The organism is Acinetobacter sp. RF15B, from assembly GCF_007558235.1.
GTDB lineage: Bacteria > Pseudomonadota > Gammaproteobacteria > Pseudomonadales > Moraxellaceae > Acinetobacter > Acinetobacter lwoffii_C.
In genome coordinates, this window is record NZ_VLSR01000009.1 from 1 (window position 1) to 19,178 (window position 19,178).

The 19,178-nt window shown below is 44.2% G+C and carries 15 protein-coding genes and 1 rRNA gene; 12 read left to right on the plus strand and 4 right to left on the minus strand.

Annotated features, from left to right (window positions below):
- The 6 genes from rrf to E2K74_RS08455 all read left to right on the plus strand — a co-directional run bounded on the left by rrf (position 1) and on the right by E2K74_RS08455 (position 6,085).
- Positions 1 to 115: ribosomal RNA gene (gene rrf, locus E2K74_RS08430) — 5S ribosomal RNA — on the plus strand.
- Positions 116 to 328: 213 nt separating this feature from the next.
- Positions 329 to 1,579: an esterase-like activity of phytase family protein gene (locus E2K74_RS08435; protein WP_151207133.1), complete on the plus strand. Its 1,251-nt coding sequence runs from the start codon at positions 329 to 331 to the stop codon at positions 1,577 to 1,579.
- A 305-nt stretch (positions 1,580 to 1,884) separates the two neighbouring features.
- Positions 1,885 to 3,246, plus strand: coding sequence for an MFS transporter (locus E2K74_RS08440; RefSeq protein WP_151207135.1), 1,362 nt, complete (start codon positions 1,885 to 1,887; stop codon positions 3,244 to 3,246).
- Positions 3,247 to 3,610: 364 nt separating this feature from the next.
- The gene (locus tag E2K74_RS08445) at positions 3,611 to 4,960 is read left to right on the plus strand and encodes an aromatic acid/H+ symport family MFS transporter (protein ID WP_151207137.1); all 1,350 of its coding nucleotides are present in this window, start codon (positions 3,611 to 3,613) and stop codon (positions 4,958 to 4,960) included.
- A 117-nt stretch (positions 4,961 to 5,077) separates the two neighbouring features.
- Positions 5,078 to 5,731 (plus strand): M3 family metallopeptidase, encoded by a 654-nt coding sequence (locus E2K74_RS08450; RefSeq protein WP_151207139.1) that lies wholly within the window; start codon positions 5,078 to 5,080, stop codon positions 5,729 to 5,731.
- A gap of 30 nt (positions 5,732 to 5,761) precedes the next feature.
- Positions 5,762 to 6,085, plus strand: coding sequence for an ankyrin repeat domain-containing protein (locus E2K74_RS08455; protein WP_151207141.1), 324 nt, complete (start codon positions 5,762 to 5,764; stop codon positions 6,083 to 6,085).
- Between the two features lie 45 nt (positions 6,086 to 6,130).
- On the opposite strand, the gene E2K74_RS08460 is transcribed toward E2K74_RS08455, so the two are convergent.
- Together E2K74_RS08460 and E2K74_RS08465 are read right to left on the minus strand one after the other, a co-directional pair.
- The gene (locus tag E2K74_RS08460; RefSeq protein WP_151207143.1) at positions 6,131 to 6,682 is read right to left on the minus strand and encodes a type 1 glutamine amidotransferase domain-containing protein; all 552 of its coding nucleotides are present in this window, start codon (positions 6,680 to 6,682) and stop codon (positions 6,131 to 6,133) included.
- Positions 6,683 to 7,029: 347 nt separating this feature from the next.
- On the minus strand, positions 7,030 to 7,740 hold the full coding sequence (locus E2K74_RS08465; RefSeq protein WP_151207145.1) for a TIGR04219 family outer membrane beta-barrel protein: 711 nt from the start codon (positions 7,738 to 7,740) through the stop codon (positions 7,030 to 7,032).
- Positions 7,741 to 7,870: 130 nt separating this feature from the next.
- Between E2K74_RS08465 and E2K74_RS08470 the strand changes: the two genes are divergently transcribed.
- The 4 genes from E2K74_RS08470 to zupT all read left to right on the plus strand — a co-directional run bounded on the left by E2K74_RS08470 (position 7,871) and on the right by zupT (position 12,447).
- The gene (locus E2K74_RS08470; protein WP_151207147.1) at positions 7,871 to 9,319 is read left to right on the plus strand and encodes an aldehyde dehydrogenase family protein; all 1,449 of its coding nucleotides are present in this window, start codon (positions 7,871 to 7,873) and stop codon (positions 9,317 to 9,319) included.
- A 587-nt stretch (positions 9,320 to 9,906) separates the two neighbouring features.
- Positions 9,907 to 11,394 (plus strand): sodium-dependent transporter, encoded by a 1,488-nt coding sequence (locus E2K74_RS08475; protein WP_151207149.1) that lies wholly within the window; start codon positions 9,907 to 9,909, stop codon positions 11,392 to 11,394.
- Between the two features lies 1 nt (position 11,395).
- On the plus strand, positions 11,396 to 11,542 hold the full coding sequence (locus tag E2K74_RS08480) for a methionine/alanine import family NSS transporter small subunit (RefSeq protein WP_151205234.1): 147 nt from the start codon (positions 11,396 to 11,398) through the stop codon (positions 11,540 to 11,542).
- 95 nt (positions 11,543 to 11,637) lie between these two features.
- On the plus strand, positions 11,638 to 12,447 hold the full coding sequence (gene zupT, locus E2K74_RS08485) for a zinc transporter ZupT (protein WP_151207151.1): 810 nt from the start codon (positions 11,638 to 11,640) through the stop codon (positions 12,445 to 12,447).
- 69 nt (positions 12,448 to 12,516) lie between these two features.
- Here the strand turns inward: zupT and rsmB are convergent, their stop codons facing one another.
- The gene (gene rsmB / locus E2K74_RS08490; RefSeq protein ID WP_151207153.1) at positions 12,517 to 13,821 is read right to left on the minus strand and encodes a 16S rRNA (cytosine(967)-C(5))-methyltransferase RsmB; all 1,305 of its coding nucleotides are present in this window, start codon (positions 13,819 to 13,821) and stop codon (positions 12,517 to 12,519) included.
- Positions 13,818 to 14,780, minus strand: a complete 963-nt coding sequence (fmt, locus tag E2K74_RS08495; RefSeq protein ID WP_151207155.1) for a methionyl-tRNA formyltransferase — start codon at positions 14,778 to 14,780, stop codon at positions 13,818 to 13,820. The genes rsmB and fmt overlap by 4 nt, the downstream gene beginning before the upstream one ends.
- 401 nt (positions 14,781 to 15,181) lie before the next feature.
- Between fmt and ilvD (E2K74_RS08500) the strand changes: the two genes are divergently transcribed.
- The gene (gene ilvD, locus E2K74_RS08500) at positions 15,182 to 17,011 is read left to right on the plus strand and encodes a dihydroxy-acid dehydratase (protein WP_151205485.1); all 1,830 of its coding nucleotides are present in this window, start codon (positions 15,182 to 15,184) and stop codon (positions 17,009 to 17,011) included.
- A gap of 361 nt (positions 17,012 to 17,372) precedes the next feature.
- A complete protein-coding gene (ilvD, locus tag E2K74_RS08505) occupies positions 17,373 to 19,058 on the plus strand; it encodes a dihydroxy-acid dehydratase (protein WP_151207157.1) in 1,686 nt (561 codons plus the stop codon).
- Positions 19,059 to 19,178 lie beyond the last annotated feature (120 nt).

The window sequence follows — 19,178 nt, forward strand, 5'->3', positions numbered from 1 at the left end:
GCTGGCGACCATAGCAAGAGTGAACCACCTGATCCCTTCCCGAACTCAGAAGTGAAACCTCTTTGCGCTGATGGTAGTGTGGGGTTACCCATGTGAGAGTAAGTCATCGCCAGCTCATTATTCAAAAATCCCCCTGCTAATCAGCAGGGGGATTTCTTTTTTTATAAAAAGAAAAAAATAAGAAGGAGAATAAAAATCAGAACAATAGTGTGGATGTCCTGCTAGAAATTAAAAACTTAGCTAAAGCTTCATACAATTGCTGTCTGTTTGTCATTTAAAGCTGATTTAATCAGTTTTGACTATAAAAAATGACGAGATGAAGAGCCGTATGAGAAAAATTTCGCTGAGCGTGTTAAGTATTTGCATCTTGATGCTTTCTGCTTGTAAAGATTCAGATCATCACGACACAACTTTACCCGAGCAGACATTAACAGAACCTACACTGATATCTTTTGCCAAGTTGGATGTAGAAACTTATGCAGAAGGTCCTGATTCTGGCCATGATGTTAAGGGAGCGAATGGAATTTTTCCTCCCTTTAAAGGTCAGCCTGTACAAGGTTTTTCGGCTGCCCTTAAAAATCCAGACGGTACTTACCTGGCGATGTCTGATAATGGTTTTGGCGCTCAAGATAATTCAGCAGATTATTTATTGCGTTTACATCACCTTTCAATTGATTTTAGAACTAAAGTTGGTGGGACAGCAGGGGTAAAACCTCTGGCTTATATCCAGCTGCGCGATCCTAATCGTCTGATTCCTTTCGATATTGTTAATCAAAATACCCAAGAACGCCCGTTAACAGGCGCTGATTTTGATCCAGAATCGATGCAACGCACTGCAAATGGAGATATCTGGATTGGAGATGAGTTTGGTCCTTATTTACTGCATTTTAATGCCGAAGGCATCTTGCAAAGCCCACCTATTGCTTTGCCACACCCTCGCAAACCCGGAATTGAACTCCGTTCTCCACAAAATCAGCTGAATAAAATGGGTCAAAATTATGTGACTCCGTTGGTACAACGCAGTGGCGGTTTTGAAGGGATGGCCATCTCCACTGATGGCCAATATCTTTATCCTCTACTGGAAAAACCGTTAATTGATGCGACTCAATCACAACTGATTATTTCCGAATTTGATATTCAGAAAAAAGCTTATACTGGAAAGGTCTATTATTTTGATCTTGATAGTAAAGCCACAGCAATTGGTGATTTTCAGCTATTTAATCAGTCAGAAGGCATTATTATCGAGCGGGATGATACTGAAAATAATCTGGGCGGTTATAAAAAATTAATCAAAATTAAGTTGAATCAACCTGGTGAAGCAGTTTCACGTATAGAGCTGGTCAATTTGATGAATCTTGCCAATCCGGACTTGTTATACGGACCTGTACGCGCAGGCGATATAGCTACTAATACTCGTTTTGGTTTGCCTTTCCAGACAATTGAAGATCTGATTATTGAAGGGCCAGACTTGCTTACTGTGCTGAATGATAATAATTTTCCTGGCTCTAGCGGACGTAACCGCAACCTGGCAGATGATAATGAAATTATCCAGATTCGTTTGGAAAAAGCTTTATATTAGGAATTGTTGAGCATTTTTAATAAATCCCCAGATGGATCCATCTGGGGATTTTTTTATATAAATTTTACAGAAAACCAGTTTATCACTTTGATAATACTTTATTTTATATGTGAATAATCACATATTTAGCTGAATTAATTAAATATTTTTATTTACAAATTTAGTGTTAAAAAGCCAATAAAGTTAAAAAATGATCAATTTTGCAGTCGACAAAGTATAAATAATCATCCATTTTATATAAAAAGTGAATAAGCATTCATTTTTTATACAATAAGTAAAAGCTCACAATTGGAGGTGAGGTAAAAATGTCAGCGATAATAAATGTAAATGCTGTAGTGGATGAAGCAAAGTTTAAACCTTTCCATTTAAAAATCGTATTGTGGTGTCTGTTTGTCGTTATTTTTGACGGTTATGACTTGGCAATTAATGGAGTTGCTTTACCTCTACTCATGCAAGAATGGAATATGACAGCGGTGCAAGCTGGCATGTTGGCAAGTACCGCACTGGCGGGAATGATGTTTGGGGCCATGCTGTTTGGGATGCTGGCAGATAAAATTGGCCGAAAAAATGTAATTCTGATTTGTGTGACTCTATTTAGTGGATTCACCTTTTGGGGCGGTTTCGCCTCAAGCCCAACCGAGTTTGGGGTTTTACGTTTTATTGCCGGTCTGGGTATTGGGGGAGTGTTGCCTAATCTGGTGGCTTTAACCTCAGAATATGCACCACAAAAAAAGCGCAGTACCTTGGTGACTACTATGTTTAGTGGCTATGCGGTAGGTGGTATTATGGCGGCATTGCTCGGGGCTTGGTTAACACCAAGTTTTGGCTGGGAAATCATGTTTTATATTGCAGGGCTTCCTTTATTGATCTTGCCACTGTTATGGTTCTATCTACCTGAATCACTGACTTTTCTAGTAAAAAAGCAGAAAAATGAAAAAGCCAGTAAAATTGTACAGCAGATTGTTCCTGAACAGGCGGTTACCGCAGATACTCAATTTGTACTGAATGAAGTCCACGCACCAGAAGGCTCTATTGCCGCCCTGTTTAAACAAGGCCGTAGCATGAGCACCTTACTGTTCTGGAGCTGCTTCTTTATGTGTTTGCTGATGGTATATGCGCTGGGCAGCTGGTTGCCAAAACTGATGATGGCCGCAGGCTATTCATTGGGTAATAGCTTGATGTTCCTGCTGGCGATGAATATCGGTGCGGTAATTGGTACGATTGGTGGAGGGATTCTAGCAGACCGTTTTCATCTGAAACCGGTTATTATCGGCATGTTCCTGCTGGGTGCGGTGTCTCTGGTGGGCCTCGGCTTTAATTCTCCACAAGTGGTAATTTATTTACTGGTGGCGGCCGCGGGTGCTTCTGCAATTGGCAGTAGTATTCTGCTATATAGTTTTGTGGCGCAATATTATCCTTTATCCATCCGTTCTACCGGCATTGGCTGTGCTTCTGCAGTCGGCCGCACTGGTGCCATTGTGGGACCAATCGTGATCGGTTTCTTGCTGGGCATGGAATTACCACACAAGATGAATTTCCTGGCTGTGGCAATCCCGGCCATTATTGGCGCAATTTCTGTTGCCCTGATTGTGCGTAAAGACCTGGCGGCAGAACATGATACAGAGACTGTGTTGGCAGCCAAAAAGCTCAATTCGATTAAAACCTAGGCATTTTTTGCCAATTAAAATGAATTAAACTTTTAAAGAATTACAAAAGCCCCTTTCAATTAAGGGGCTTTTGTTTAAATTTTCTATAAAAATACAGGGCCGAAAAATAGTTAGCTTATGTTTAATTACTGGGCTAAGTTTAATTAAAATTATAATTAATTCATTATTCAATAATTTATCTTAATAAAAACGTGACATATCACGCAAATAAATGCCTTTTCCCAATTCATAGAAATATATCATTTAGTCTTATTGTGCCTGAAATCTGACTTCCGTATATTCCTCAGTCTTGAATCTTCAGTTGAATATTCAATTGAGTCTTCAAAAGGATATTATGGACAAGTACTCATGGGAGATGAGAACGATGACAACGGAAAAAGTGGATATTAGTTCTGTAGTCGATAATGCGAAATTTACGCCTTTTCACTTCAATGTAGTTGCTTGGTGCTTACTCATTATTTTGTTTGATGGCTATGATTTAGCAATTAATGGTGTGGTTTTACCATTATTGATGCAGGATTGGGGTCTAAGTGCTGTTCAAGCAGGTATGTTGGCCAGTACCGCACTTGCCGGGATGATGTTTGGTGCGATGATTTTTGGTTCCTTGGCGGATAAAATCGGTCGTAAAAAAGTCATCATGATTTGTATTGTATTATTTAGTGGTCTGACTTTTGCTGGGGGTTTTGCTTCAAATCCAACCGAATTCGGAGTTTTACGCTTTCTTGCCGGTCTGGGCATTGGTGGGGTGATGCCTAACCTGGTGGCCTTAACTTCTGAATATGCGCCACAAAAAATGCGCAGTACCTTGGTGACCACCATGTTTAGTGGTTATGCCGTAGGTGGGGTGATGGCCGCCTTATTAGGTTCGTGGTTTACGCCAAGTTTTGGTTGGCAAATCATGTTCTTTATTGCTGGAATCCCGTTATTTTTATTACCGGTCATCTGGAAATTTTTGCCTGAATCACTCGCTTTTATGGTGAAAGAAAATAAACAGCAGGAAGCACGTCGTATTGTACGTCGTTTGGCGCCAGAGGTTAGCGTAAATGAGCAAACTACGTTTAGCCTGCCACAGGGAAATGTACCTGAACCTGCTAACGTGGTGAGCCTGTTCCGTCGTGGCCGTGCGGTCAATACGGTTTTGTTCTGGATTGCCTTCTTTAGCTGCTTACTCACTATGTATGCATTAAGCAGCTGGTTGCCGAAGCTGATGATGGCAGCAGGCTACTCGATGGATAACAGCCTGATGTTTATGATGGTCATGAACGTGGGTGCAGTCGTCGGTATTGTCGGTGGTGGTATTTTGGCTGACCGTTTCCATTTGAAACCGGTATTGATGTTCCTCGGTATGATGGGCGCGATTGTGATGAGCCTGATGGGTTTCCAGTCAAATCAGTTTTTGCTTTACATCTTGGTGTTCCTGGCAGGTGCAGCATCGATTGGTTCGCAAATGTTATTGTATAGTTATGTAGCGCAATTCTATCCATTGGCCGTACGTTCAACCGGTATTGGCTGGTCTTCTGCAATTGGCCGAATGGGGGCAATTGTCGGCCCGATCCTGATTGGTGGCTTACTGGGTATGAATCTGCCTGCACACTTCAACTTTATGGCAGTCGGTTTACCGGTACTGATTACAGCAATTGCGGTTGCGTTGATCATGCATGAAAATGAAGCTGACAAGATTGGTTCAATTGAGCCAGCAGTGTCTAAAGCTTAAAGCTAAGGATTAAATAACAAGCCTCCAAAAGGGGGCTTTTTATATTAATTTTTTATTGAAAAATAAACTTTGTGTATTAATATTATTACTTTTCATTAATGCATATAATAGGTAAAAATGAGTCTTAATAAATTAGAAGAAAATAATTATCGAATCCTTTTAGATTCAAGATGGTCATTAGCAGATTTAAATAATTTTACTCGCTTATATATGCAAAATTATGCATTTGTTTATTGCTTAGAAAATATAACAGGAATTATAAATTCAAATTCTTTTTTACAAGAGATAGAGGTTTATAAGCTGAGAGATGGCCTTACATATGTAAATGCTTATCATCTTTTTGCAAGATATATTCCTACAGAAGATAAACCTATTATTCGTGCAATAACTTATGCATCTCCTGGATTTATTGAATTAATTTTAAATTATGAAGTAGCAAAAAAGATTGCTGAATCTGTTAATATTTTTTTAGCTTTATTCAATGAATCTTATTCTGCTTACAAAAACTTAAAGGAAATTTATAGCAATTTAAGTAAAAGACGTAAGGAAAAACATGACAGCTCATTAAAATTAGCAGCAAATGAAATTAGAGAAGTAAGAAAGCTTAATGAGGAATTAGCAAAAAGTTTAGGGTATGCAAATTTAACTGATTTAAGTCAGAAAGTTGGAGATCCAGAAGAAGTATCTAAACTTCTTTTAGCTCATTATCGTAGAATGAAAGCAATGTCACAATTTGTGCAAGAAAATAAAGCTGATTTTCCTTTAGAATAAGGCAATACTTTAAAATAAAGTTATTAGCGTATGAACATTAACTCATTCTCCCCAATCCCTGAAGATGACAACGAACTGCATCTTCCTGAACTGGTGTACTGGGCTTCCTTAGGTGACGTTGAACAGGTCGAGCAGGGTTTGCAAGAAGGTCTGAACGTGAATTCTGCCGATGAAGAAGGCTATAGCGCCCTACAGGCTGCCGCTGAAAATGATCATCTGGCTGTGGTCAAACTGCTGGTCAGTAAAGGTGCAGATCTGGCCCATCGTAGCCCTCATACTGCCTTGGAACTGGCCGAAATGGCACGCAATAAAGAAGTGATTGCTTACCTGAAAAGTCTTACAGGCGGCATCTAAACATAAAAAGAACCTCAATCATGAGGTTCTTTTTATTTTAAGGATTTAAGCCGCTTCGCCTTCAAGTTCTTTCAAGATTGCTTCATTAAAGGCAGGAATATCATCTGGATTACGTGAAGTAATCAATACCCAATCACCGGTATTGCAACGATGAACCGGTTCATCGACCCATTTCCCGCCGGCATTTTCCAGATCCAGCTTAATGCTCTTATACGAGGTCAGATTCTTGTCTTTAATCCGCTGTGCATCAATCAATACCCATGGCCCATGACAGATTGCGGCAATCGGTTTGTGCTTGTCAGCAAAATGCTGAATGATGTTCTGGGCATCCTGATTGATTCTTAAGGTATCCGCATTCACTGTACCGCCCGGAATTACCAGCAGATCATAATCATCCAGATTGACGTGGTCGAAACTGGTATCCGGCGTATATTCGGTAGCAGCTTTGGTATCGCCTTTTACAGTTGCCACATCTTCATTCTTTTCTGCAGCATGAATCACTTCAAATCCTTTGGATTTGAGAAAGTTTAAAGGCTCGACCAGTTCATCATGTTCAATACCTTGATTTGAAGTAATAAAGAGGACCTTTTTTACCATGATCGCTGTTCCCAAAAAATGTGAGGATTTTCAGCTTAACAACAAGCCGATTCTTACAATGTGGGAGTTTTAGCTTGCAATTGTTAAGCAATGCTAAGTCAGGATATCGAGATAAAAAAAGCTCCGACATCCTGTCAGAGCTTTTTTTGTACTTCACTTTTAGGCATAACTCCTGTCATACCTTACGTCCTGAGGTATTACATTATTCTTGTTGTTTTTAGGTATTTGAGCGTCCTGCTCTTTATAGGGGTAGAATAGTCTGTATTGAAAAATCGGTATAGAGGTTGATCATACTGCATGTTGTAAGCCTGAACTTACAAGGTTAAATCAGACCCGCATAGCCCTCTTTAGAAGTGTATATCCAGACCGACATAAGGCCCTTTAAACTCAAGTTTCAGATCAGGTGCCTGACTCTGCTCAGCGTCAATCTTCATAATCCGATAACCCGCTTTGGCACCGACATCAACCAGTAGATTATCAATAAAATTATATTGCACTTCAGCCTGCAAGTCAGTGAGCGAGGTATCGCTACCACGGCTCAATACAGCCTCTGCTTTGGCGCTGAGTCCGGTAAATGGCAGTTTCACTCCGGCCTGTCCATAAACCAGGGCTGCATAACCATCCGCTTCATAATCCGTCAAGTAGGGCGCATTGCGATGTTGAACGGTACCTTGAAGATTGGTAAGACCAAGGCCCAGATCTGCACTGACGATATTATCGAGTATTTCGTAGTAGAGAATATAATCAATCCGGTCGAGCTGAATGTCCGCGGAAAGACCCGGAATATCTTCCTTACTTTGGCTGTCCAGATTAACGTATTTAATTTTAACATTCGGAATGATCGGTACTGGATGCTCTAAGGCCACAGACAGTTGTGCCGTACCCTGACGATCCAGCACATGCTGATATTCTGGCACTGGATGACGGGTTGTATTTTCACTATAACCCTCAAAATTCCAGTAACTCAGATCAGCTTTCAGTCCCAGCACATCTGCATGACTGAATGTGGTTAGGCCACATCCGAGGAATAGGGCAGTTAATATTGTTATCTGCTTCATATTTTCCCTTATATTTTGTTTAAATTGAACGATGTCATTTACCGAAATACATATTCTTAATATCTGCATCTGGGTGCATCATATAGCTAATTTTAAAATTGTAATATATTTGGATGCAAAGGACGGAGCAATGGGATCTACAGCAGTACAGCCTTATAACGATTATCCCTTATATGTAGCCGGAAAACCGGTGGAGACAGGAGCATGGCTGGAAGTTAAACATAAATATAGTCAGGAACTTTATGCACGGGTTGCCCTGGCAGATGCCAAAACTTTGGAGCAGGCTATTCAGGCTGCTGCCGCGGCCGAAGCCGAGATGGCAGCGTTAAAACCTTTTCAAAAGCAGAATATCCTGTTGCATTGTGTGCAGCGTTTTAAAGAAATCCGTGAAGAGCTGACCACTATCCTGATTGCAGAAGGCGGTAAGCCTCGTAAAGCCGCCGCTGCGGAAGTTGAACGCCTGATTAATACCTTTCAGATTGCCGCAGATGCCGTCACCCAGATGGATCAGGGACGTATTTTACCGCTGGCCGTTACGGCAGCAGCCGCGGATTATCAGGGCATGGTCAAGCAGATGCCTATTGGCGCCGTTTCCCTGATCAGTCCGTTTAACTTCCCCCTGAATCTGACGGCACATAAGATTGCACCAGCAATTGCCGCGGGTTGTCCTTTTGTGTTGAAGCCAGCCAGCCTGACGCCAATTTCTGCCTTAAAAATTGCCGAGATTCTGGCTGAAACCGATTTACCGAAAAATGCCTTCTCGGTTTTGCCATGTCCACGTGATCTGGCCGATGTACTGGTCACTGATGACCGTTTCAAGCTGCTCAGTTTCACCGGTTCAGATGTGGTCGGCTGGGATATGAAAGCACGGGCAGGGCGTAAAAAAGTCACCTTGGAATTGGGTGGTAACGCAGCGGTGATGATTGAGCCAGATACTGAAATTACAGAAGCGTTGATTAATCGTTTGATTGCCGGTGCTTATGGTCATGCTGGACAAGTGTGTATCAGTGTGCAGCGCATTCTAGTGCATCAGGATATTTATAAGGATGTCCGGGACAAGCTGGTTCAGCAAGTCAAAAACCTGAAAGCAGCAGATCCTGATCTGGAAAGTACTTTGGCAGGTCCGATGATTAAAGCCACTGAAGCCCAGCGTTTACAGCGCTGGTTAGATAGCGCCGTTGCGCAAGGCACACGGGTACTGGCGGGCGGCGAATTGAATGGCGTGATGTTTGAACCGACCCTGCTTGAAAACGTTGACCGGCAGCTGGAAATTTATCGTGATGAAGTCTTTGGTCCGGTGGCCATTTTGGAAGCTTATGCTGACTTTAAATCCGGTATTGCCAGCATCAATAATAGCCGTTTTGGTTTGCAGGCCGGGGTCTATACCCAGAATCTGCAAAATATGCTCTATGCCTGGGATCATTTACAGGTCGGCGGTGTCATCATTAATGATATTCCTTCTTTCCGGGTAGATAACATGCCTTATGGCGGGGTGAAAGACTCCGGTCTGGGCCGGGAAGGGATTCAGTCAGCCATCCGGGATATGCAGGAAGCCCGGATGCTGGTTATTAAAACCTAAGCGGATCGAAGCAATCAACTGAAGTCCACAATCGGCAAGCCGCAGATTGTGGAATTTTATTTTTAATTCAATAGCCATAAATTTGGAACGAGGAAAACATGCAAGCCTGATTAAAAAAGCTAGGTCTATTGCCGTGCATGCAAAGTGATACGCTACTTTTTATTGTGAGGTTCTACGAATGGTTGAACTGCTAAGCAATTGACGGGGAAAAGGCTGGAAAAGCCGGAGTAAAACTTACAAATCATACATTTCAAAATTTCTCACAATATCGAGTCAGTAAAATCAAGATCAGTTGGTCGAATTATTGAACGATTGACTAAGGATAGATTATAAAAGAAGAATATTTTGAGCAGAAATTACAGAAAAAAAGTGAAAAATTCAGTATTGTTAAAGCATCTAAAGGTCAGTGAACGCATCAGACTTTAAGCAAGCTGTACATTTTACTGACCTGTTTGCACATTAGAATACGATGCCCAAAAGGCACAACGCTAATTCAAACACCAAAAAATAATGGAAATGTTTCTTTTTTTGCTGATGAAATAATCATAACAAACAGCATGAAAAGGAATTTATAGTTTAGGTGTTTTATGACAGATTCTCGTGAAAACTGGTCCGCGCGATCAGGATTTATTATCGCAGCCGTAGGTTCTGCCGTGGGTTTGGGAAATATTTGGCGCTTTCCTTATGTGGCCTATGAAAATGGCGGCGGTGCATTTTTAATTCCTTACCTGATAGCTATTTTTGCCGCTGGTTTACCTTTATTGTACTTAGATTATGCCGTTGGCCATAAGTTCCGTAAGGCCCCACCAACTGCCTATAAGAAGCTCATGAACTCTGAAGCCCTGGGTTGGTGGCAAGTGATGGTGACCTTAGCCATTGGCCTCTATTATGCCAGTGTCTTGTCGTGGGCAGGCAGTTATATGTTCTATTCCATTGGCCAACAATGGGGAGCAGACACACAAGGATTCTTTTTTTCTACCTATTTGCAAAATGGTGAAGGCCTAGCCTTAGGTTTTGTGCCAACCTTATTTTTTGGACTGGTGATTGTGTGGGCCGTGGTGATGTTCATTTTATATGGCGGCGTTCGTCGCGGTGTAGAACTTGCCAATAAAATTTTTATGCCCTTGCTGGTGGTGTTATTTACCATTTTGGTCGTACAAGCGCTGCGTTTACCCGGCGCAACCACAGGTTTAAATGCCTTTTTTACCCCAAACTGGGAAGCGATGGCGAACTATAAAGTATGGCTAGCCGCATTTGGGCATATTTTCTTCTCACTTTCAGTGGGTTTCGGGATTATGCTGACCTATGCCTCCTATTTGAAGAAAAAAACCAATTTAACAGGCTCCGGTCTGGTGGTTGCATTAGCAAACTCATCCTTTGAGATTTTAGCCGGGATTGGGGTCTTTGCTGCATTAGGCTTTATGGCTTATAGCTCAGGTTTGCCAGTAGAAGAGGTGGTGTCGGGAGGAATTGGCTTGGCCTTTATTGCCTTCCCTAAAATTATTTCGAGTATGGGTGCGGGAGGAGATCTGTTTGGATTCTTGTTCTTTGCCTCGTTAACCGTGGCGGGAATCACCTCCATGGTGAGTATCCTGCAAGTCCCTATCGCAGCCTTTCAGGATAAACTAGGATGGTCACGTAAGAAAGCGGTCACCATTATCGCAGGCGGTTCAGCGGTGGTGTCTACATTAATTTTCTCGACACACAGTGCAATTACCTTTGTCGATATTATTGACTACTTTGCCAATAACATTGGGATTGTCGGTGGCGGTGTACTTTCTATTATCCTGGTGTCCTGGTTCCATCGTCCATTAATGCAACAGTTACAAGCGCATGTTAACCAATACTCAAGCATTAAATTAGGCAAGGGCTGGAACTTTTTGCTGACGGTCATTACCCCATTATCCTTGTTGATAGCTTTGGGCTTAACCATCAAGTCCATTATTGCCAGTGGCTATGGGGATTATGCGACGCACATTCTATGGATTGTCGGTGGGGGTACCGTGGCCCTGTTTATGCTGGGCGCTATTGGCTTGAGCTATTTAAAAGATAGCACGACTGGGGAGGAGAACTAAGATGAATACTTCCGCAATATTTATGATGGCCATTTCAATGATCTTGCTTTGGGGTGGTTTGATTCTCGCCATGCTGCATTTGGCGAAGCACCCGGATGCAGAAGAGGATGAGGTGCTGGACGAGGTCAAAGACCAGCACATACTTTAACTAAAAATCTGTTGATCTAGCCCAACAAACCATAAAAATGAAAGTCATTATCCCTTGTGATAATGACTTTCTTATTTTAGAAATGGAGCATTAAGATGCAGGCCATTTTACCCGACCAAGTCGGAATTGCATTTAGTCTGACGTTTCTTGCAGGTCTGGCGACTGTCGTGGGTGGAGGAATGGTGCTGTTCTTAAAACGTCCCAATTTCCGTGTTCTGGCGTTTGGCCTGGCCTTTGCGGCAGGGGCCATGATTTATGTTTCTCTCACCGAAATTCTGAATAAATCTATTCATTCTTTTAGTTCGGCCTTTAATGAAAAAACCGGTTTTGCCTTGGGTACGTTTGCTTTTCTGCTTGGCGTGATTTTGGTGTTAGTACTCGATCGTCTGATTCCGAACCCGCATGAAACTATGGAAACCCGACAAGCGCAGGATGCCAGCCAGCCACAGTTACTTAGAACCGGATTACTGACCCTATTGGCGATTAGTGCGCATAATTTGCCAGAAGGACTGGCGACTTTTTTTGCGACTCTGGAAAGCCCTGCACTGGGCGTACCTTTAGCCGTGGCCATTGCGATCCATAATATTCCTGAAGGTGTTGCAATTGCGCTACCTGTCTATCTGGCCACTGGTCGTAAAGATTATGCCTTGCTGGCCAGTTTTGTCTCGGGATTGGCCGAACCTTTGGGAGCGGCATTGGGCCATTTTATTCTGGCACCGTATATGAACCAGACAATGTATGGCATGGTGTTCGGGGTGATTGGTGGCGTAATGGTTTATCTGGCATTAGATGAACTCTTGCCTGCAGCCAAAAAGTTTTCCCAAGGTCATGAAACGGTCTATGGTCTGGTGAGTGGTATGGCGGCCTTGGCAACCAGTCTGGTCATCTTCAAATTTATTCAGTAGCTGTTAAAAAATACAGAATAAAAAGGGCAGCCTGAGCCACCCTTTTAGTCTAGTCTGCTTATTTATAAATTATGCTATTTTCTCAATACGACAATAGAAGAAGCCATCACCACGGCCTGCTTGTGGCAATAACTGGCGCCCATGAATCTGTTCAATGCCCCAATCGGCCTGGATTTTAATTTCTTTGGCATCAGCATGTTTGCTAAAGAATTCCACCATCTGCTGTTCATTTTCCGCTTTTAGAATTGAACAGGTGATATACAGCAGGGTGCCGCCAACTTTGAGCTGTTGCCACATATTTTCCAGAATCTGCTGTTGCAGTGCGACAGTCTGGCCAATATCAGTTGAATGACGCAGCAACCGGATGTCCGGATGGCGGCGCATCACGCCAATGGCAGAGCAGGGTGCATCCAGAACAATACAGTCCGGCTGTTCGGCTGCCTGCCAGCTAATCGCATCGGCAGCTTCAATCACGACGTGCTCACCTTCCAATAAAAGGCGTTCCAGATTTTCGGTGACCCGAGTTAAACGCTTGGTGTCCTGATCCAGAGCAATCAGTTTTCGAGGCTGATATTTTTCGAGGATATGTGCGGTTTTGCCCCCAGGTGCTGCACAGGCATCCACGACGAACTTGTCATCCAGATTGGGCAGTAGGGTGGCGCACAATTGGGCATGTTCATCTTGAACCGAAAAACCACCAACATCGAAGCCTGGCAAGTCAGGAATCTGGACTTGCGAATCCAGTACAATGCCGACCTGTGAAATGGTACAGGCATGTGCTGCAATATCATGCTCTTCCAGAATTTCTAAATAATCGTCACGACTGACTTGGCGTTCATTTACCCGTAAGGTGAGGGGAGCAAGGTGCTTGAGCTCATGGCTGAGTTCACTCAGCTGTTCCGGCCAGTCTTTCTTTAGACGTTTCAGCAGCCAGCTTGGCAGACCATGAGCTTGCTCGAGCGCCACCTGAAATTCTGATGTTTCACGTGAAACACGGCGCAGGATGGCATTCACCACACCACTCAAAGCCTGATAGCCGAGCTGCTTGACCGCCGTTACTGTTTCAGAAATTGCCGCATGTGGCGCAATCCGAGTTTGCAATAACTGATAAAGACCAACATAGAGGCAGGTCTCGACCGTATCATTATTGAGCGGTTTCACCAGCAAAGGCAGGGTAATACTTTTTAAGGCATACCATTGACGCAAAGTACCCAGAACCAGTTCATGGAACAGGGCGCGGTCACGCTCTGCCACCTTTTTCAGGTGCAGGGGGAGAACGGTTGCCAGAGATTGTCCCTGTTGTACCGCCAGTAAAGTACGTATCACTTGGGCACGCAAGTTCAGATGGGATGTACCTGTTTCAGAATAACTCATGCCAATGACTGTCCTACATGTAATTTTTGGGTCTGGTTAATTTGGACCGGATTAAGCGGTTTGCCTCCTGGCCATTGTAAGGCGCCCAGGCAGACGGCTTTTTCATCACCGCAGGCCACATGCACACCTTGTTTGTCTATCGCCAGAATGGTGCCTGCCTTATGCCCTCGCGCATTGGCAGCAGACAGGGCCGATCCCCAAACGCGCAGATTATTATTTTCATCCAGTGGAATGTAGGCCACTGGCCAAGGATTAAAGGCACGAATGTTACGGTCAATGCTGGCCGCAGTTTGAGTCCAGTCAATATGCGCCTCTGCCTTAGAGAGTTTATGTGCATATACTGTGAGCGCTTCATCCTGAACTTCGCGGGCATTCAGATATTGCTGTAATTTTTCTTCAGATTCGAGTACAGCCACAATCGCCTCAGCGCCTTGAATCGCCAGTTTGTCATGTAATGTGGCTGAAGTATCTTCGGCTGTAATTGGACACCAGGTTTTATACATCATGTCACCCGTATCTAGTCCTGCTGCCATTTTCATGATGGTTACGCCAGTTTCTGTATCGCCGGTGGCAATAGCACGCTGAATCGGTGCTGCACCACGCCAGCGTGGCAATAACGAACCGTGAATATTCAGACAGCCATATTTCGGGGTATCGAGAACCACTTGTGGCAGAATCAGACCATAAGCCGCGACGACCATTACGTCAGCGTCCAGGGCTTTCAGTTCAGCCTGGGCCGCCAGTCCTTCTTCAGTCGAAGACTTGAAGTGTACAGGCTGATAGACCGGAAGCTGATGCTCCAATGCCAGCTGTTTGACTGCCGAAGCAGTTAACTTTTGCCCACGACCTGCTTTACGGTCTGGCTGGGTATACACCGCCATAATCTCGTGCTGGGTATTAATGAGGGCTTTTAACGCAACCGCTGCAAATTCTGGTGTGCCGGCAAAGATGATTTTCACGCATGAAATTCCAAAAAAACTTGAGCCTAGTATAAGCCAAAAGCCAAATTCCAGCCTAATCAATCGGCACACTTATCTGTTACAAGGCTTTATCCCGATGGATTTTTAGTGGATATTTATATAAAAATAAATCATGTAAATTTTAAAAATTATTCATGAAAGTTTTGTATTTAATGCAGAGCCTTAGCGGTATAGTAGTTTTCAGCATGTCATCGTATATGCATTGAAACTTGCCAGTTGAGCATATTGCAGTAAGTCCTGTATTTTTAGCCAGTTTTTTAAATGAATCGCTAATTTATGATATGTTTAAAATTCGACTGATTTCATGCTCTTGATTAGTAAGATTTCGCCAGAGTGGATGAATTTTCCCACTCCTGCACAAACTTTGTTGGAATAACACCATGCCTGACTATCGTTCAAAAACATCAACACACGGAAGAAATATGGCTGGCGCACGTGGCTTATGGCGTGCGACCGGTATGAAAGACGAAGATTTTGGTAAACCGATTATTGCCGTGGTCAACTCATTCACGCAATTTGTACCCGGTCACGTTCATCTCAAAGATTTAGGTCAGCTGGTGGCGCGTCAAATTGAAGCATCAGGCGGTGTAGCCAAAGAATTCAATACCATTGCTGTGGATGACGGCATTGCAATGGGGCATGACGGCATGCTGTATTCCCTGCCTTCACGTGACCTGATTGCAGACTCGGTCGAATATATGGTGAATGCCCACTGTGCCGATGCCATGGTCTGTATTTCAAACTGTGACAAAATTACCCCGGGGATGTTGATGGCGGCAATGCGCCTGAATATTCCGGTGGTTTTTGTATCGGGGGGGCCAATGGAAGCGGGTAAAGTAAAAATCCGCGGCAATGAGAAAGCCATTGACTTGATCGACGCCATGATTGTGGCAGCAGATGACAGCTATACCGATGAAGAAGTCGCAGAATACGAACGCTCCGCCTGTCCAACCTGTGGTTCATGTTCAGGCATGTTTACAGCAAACTCGATGAACTGCTTGACTGAAGCCTTGGGCTTGTCACTGCCGGGGAATGGCTCAACGCTGGCAACCCACGCCAACCGTAAAAAACTCTTTGAACGTGCAGGTTCTTTAATTGTTGAACTGGCTAAACGTCATTATGAACAAGATGACTACAGCGTATTGCCACGCTCGATTGCCACCAAAGCCTCTTATGAAAATGCCATGACTTTGGACATTGCAATGGGGGGCTCCACCAATACCGTCCTGCACTTATTGGCTGCTGCGAACGAAGCTGGCGTTGATTTTACCATGAATGACATCGACCGCTTATCGCGTAAAGTACCGGTGCTGTGTAAAGTTGCCCCAGCGAAACAAGATGTGCATATGGAAGATGTGCACCGCGCCGGCGGTATCATGTCGATTCTAGGCGAGCTTGACCGTGCAGGTTTACTCGATACATCGGTTCCAACCGTGCATGAAGCAAGCCTCAAAGATGCGTTGGACAAATGGGACATCATCCGTACGGAAGATGAAGACGTGTATCAGTTCTTCCGTTCAGCACCGGGCGGTGTACCGACACAAACCGCATTCTCGCAAGACCGTTACTATTCACGTTTGGATGGTGACCGTGAAAATGGCGTGATCCGTAATGCTGAACATGCTTTCTCGAAAGACGGTGGTTTGGCGGTCCTGTACGGTAACATTGCACTGGATGGTTGTATCGTGAAAACCGCTGGTGTAGATGATTCTATCTTGAAATTTAACGGTACGGCACGCGTATTTGAAAGTCAGGATTCAGCAGTGGATGCGATTTTGGGGAACCAAATTAAAGCCGGTGATGTGGTCGTGATCCGCTATGAAGGGCCGCGCGGTGGCCCGGGTATGCAGGAAATGCTGTACCCAACCAGCTATCTGAAATCGAAAGGCCTGGGGAAAGACTGTGCATTGTTAACCGATGGTCGTTTCTCGGGCGGTTCATCCGGTCTTTCTATCGGTCACGTGTCACCAGAAGCCGCCGAGGGCGGCGCTATTGGTCTGGTAGAAGATGGCGACCGTATCGAAATCGATATTCCAAACCGCACCATTCACCTGGCAGTCGATGAGGCAACCATGATTGCCCGTCGTGCAGCGCAGGAAGCCAAAGGCTGGCATCCGGTAGAAGAGCGCCCACGTAAAATTTCAAAAGCACTGAAAGCCTATGCCATGCATACCACCAGCGCGGCAAAAGGCGCAGTACGTGAAATCTAAGCTGTAATTTTTACAGTAAAAAAAAAGCACTCCAGAGGGGGTGCTTTTTTTATGGTTTTGGAAAACTTCACTGCCTCAAATGCATTCAAAAGTTCTTATGATCTTTGTGCAGGCAGAGTTTTACTTTTGGAAGAACAAAACTAACAAAAATATTTTGTTTTGCTGATGCTCCATCCTTGTAGTACAGCAAAACAGCGACATCCATGTCGCTCGGTCATGTGATTAAAGCGTTTTAAGAGTTAATCAAAATATTTTTCTGCAAGGTAATTTCTTTTATATATCGTATGCCTTCTATACAATGAGCTTAGAATAAATTGCCAAAGACTGAAGCTGAAAATCGGTCATCGCCAAGGAAAAAATAATGAGTAAAGACAATATCCGCGAACATTCAGCCCCCGTTTACGATGGTATAGAAAATGCCCCGGCACGTTCCATGATGCGGGCAACCGGTTTTAAAGATGCAGATTTTAAGCGTCCATTTATTGGTATTGCCTCGACTTGGGCCAATGTCACACCCTGCAATATGCATATTGACAGGCTGGCCCGTGAAGTTGAAAAAGGAGTGAATTTTGCCAATGGCAAAGGCATTATCTTTAATACCATTACTATCTCTGATGGAATTTCGAATGGGACTGAAGGGATGAAATACTCCTTGGTCTCACGCGAAATTATTGCTGATTCCATTGAAGCGGTGGTCGGTTGTCAGGCCTATGATGGCGTCATTGCGATTGGTGGCTGCGATAAGAATATGCCGGGTTGTATTATGGGACTGGCCCGTTTAAATCGTCCCGGCCTGTTTATTTATGGCGGGACCATTAAACCGGGAGCTGGGCATACTGACATGATTTCGGTGTTTGAAGCAGTGGGACAATATGCCAAAGGCGAAATTAACGAAATTCAGGTCAAGCAGATTGAAGAGGTGGCTCTGCCGGGGCCGGGATCTTGTGGAGGAATGTATACTGCCAACTCGATGGCCTCTGCCATTGAAGCCTTAGGCATGAGCTTGCCAGGCTCATCGGCACAGGAAGCCGTTTCCGAAGAGAAAAAAATTGACTGTATGCGTGCGGGTGAGGCGGTCATGAACCTGTTACGCCTAGACCTTAAACCGCGTGACATCATGACCAAAGCCGCCTTTGAAAATGCCATTAAAGTACTGATTGCACTGGGTGGATCGACCAATGGGGTACTACATTTACTGGCGATGGCCCATAGCGCAGGGGTAGCGCTGTCATTGGATGATTTCGTGCGGATTGGTAAAGATATTCCTGTGGTGGCCGATGTACGGCCATCCGGAAAATACCTCATGTCAGAACTGATCGCCATTGGCGGTATTCAACCGCTGATGAAACGTATGCTGAATGCCGGTATGCTGGAGGGTTCTTGCCTGACCGTAACGGGTAAAACCTTGGCAGAAAACCTGGCGGATGTCGCAGACTATCCACCAAGGCAACAGATTATCCTGCCATTTGATGCGCCGATTAAAAAAGATTCGCATCTGGTAGTCCTAAAAGGCAATTTGTCTCCTACAGGAGCGGTGGCCAAAATCACCGGCAAAGAGGGGCTGTATTTTGAGGGGCCGGCACGGGTGTTTGAGGGAGAAATCGGTGCCATGCGTGGGATTTTAGATGGCGAAGTCAAGCCCGGTGAAGTGGTGGTAATTCGTGGTGAAGGCCCGAAAGGTGGTCCGGGCATGCCTGAAATGCTCAAACCGACCTCGGCTATTATTGGCAAAGGACTGGGCAACTCAGTGGCTTTAATTACCGATGGCCGTTTTTCCGGCGGCAGTCATGGTTTTGTGATTGGTCACGTGACGCCCGAAGCTTATGAAGGCGGCCCGATCGGACTGGTTAAAAATGGCGATAAAATCTCGATCAATGCCGAAACCCGTGAAATGACCCTGCATATTTCCGATGAAGAACTGGCAGTACGCCGTGCGGCCTGGGTCAAACCTGCACCCCATTATCGCTCTGGTGCTTTGGCAAAGTTTGCTAAATTGACCACCGGTGCTGAAAAAGGGGCAGTCACTGACCTCAATCTCGAGGTCTAATTCATTGTTAAATATTGAACATTTGTTCATGACTTGATATAAAATTTGCACAAGACTTATATCTCTATGCAAATCTCTTCATAATAGGGGCTTGCATAGCGCAAGCGTGCCAGCAGGGGT

Excerpts from the sequence above, each read along its gene's own strand:
- zupT (WP_151207151.1), top strand. The coding sequence starts at position 11,638 with ATGCAGGCCATTTTACCCGACCAAGTCGGAATTGCATTTAGTCTGACG.
- E2K74_RS08455 (WP_151207141.1), top strand. The coding sequence starts at position 5,762 with ATGAACATTAACTCATTCTCCCCAATCCCTGAAGATGACAACGAACTG.
- E2K74_RS08435 (WP_151207133.1), top strand. The coding sequence starts at position 329 with ATGAGAAAAATTTCGCTGAGCGTGTTAAGTATTTGCATCTTGATGCTT.
- rsmB (WP_151207153.1), bottom strand. The coding sequence starts at position 13,821 with ATGAGTTATTCTGAAACAGGTACATCCCATCTGAACTTGCGTGCCCAA.
- E2K74_RS08475 (WP_151207149.1), top strand. The coding sequence starts at position 9,907 with ATGACAGATTCTCGTGAAAACTGGTCCGCGCGATCAGGATTTATTATC.
- E2K74_RS08460 (WP_151207143.1), bottom strand. The coding sequence starts at position 6,682 with ATGGTAAAAAAGGTCCTCTTTATTACTTCAAATCAAGGTATTGAACAT.
- E2K74_RS08440 (WP_151207135.1), top strand. The coding sequence starts at position 1,885 with ATGTCAGCGATAATAAATGTAAATGCTGTAGTGGATGAAGCAAAGTTT.
- E2K74_RS08470 (WP_151207147.1), top strand. The coding sequence starts at position 7,871 with ATGGGATCTACAGCAGTACAGCCTTATAACGATTATCCCTTATATGTA.
- E2K74_RS08480 (WP_151205234.1), top strand. The coding sequence starts at position 11,396 with ATGAATACTTCCGCAATATTTATGATGGCCATTTCAATGATCTTGCTT.
- E2K74_RS08450 (WP_151207139.1), top strand. The coding sequence starts at position 5,078 with ATGAGTCTTAATAAATTAGAAGAAAATAATTATCGAATCCTTTTAGAT.
- ilvD (WP_151207157.1), top strand. The coding sequence starts at position 17,373 with ATGAGTAAAGACAATATCCGCGAACATTCAGCCCCCGTTTACGATGGT.
- E2K74_RS08445 (WP_151207137.1), top strand. The coding sequence starts at position 3,611 with ATGACAACGGAAAAAGTGGATATTAGTTCTGTAGTCGATAATGCGAAA.
- ilvD (WP_151205485.1), top strand. The coding sequence starts at position 15,182 with ATGCCTGACTATCGTTCAAAAACATCAACACACGGAAGAAATATGGCT.
- E2K74_RS08465 (WP_151207145.1), bottom strand. The coding sequence starts at position 7,740 with ATGAAGCAGATAACAATATTAACTGCCCTATTCCTCGGATGTGGCCTA.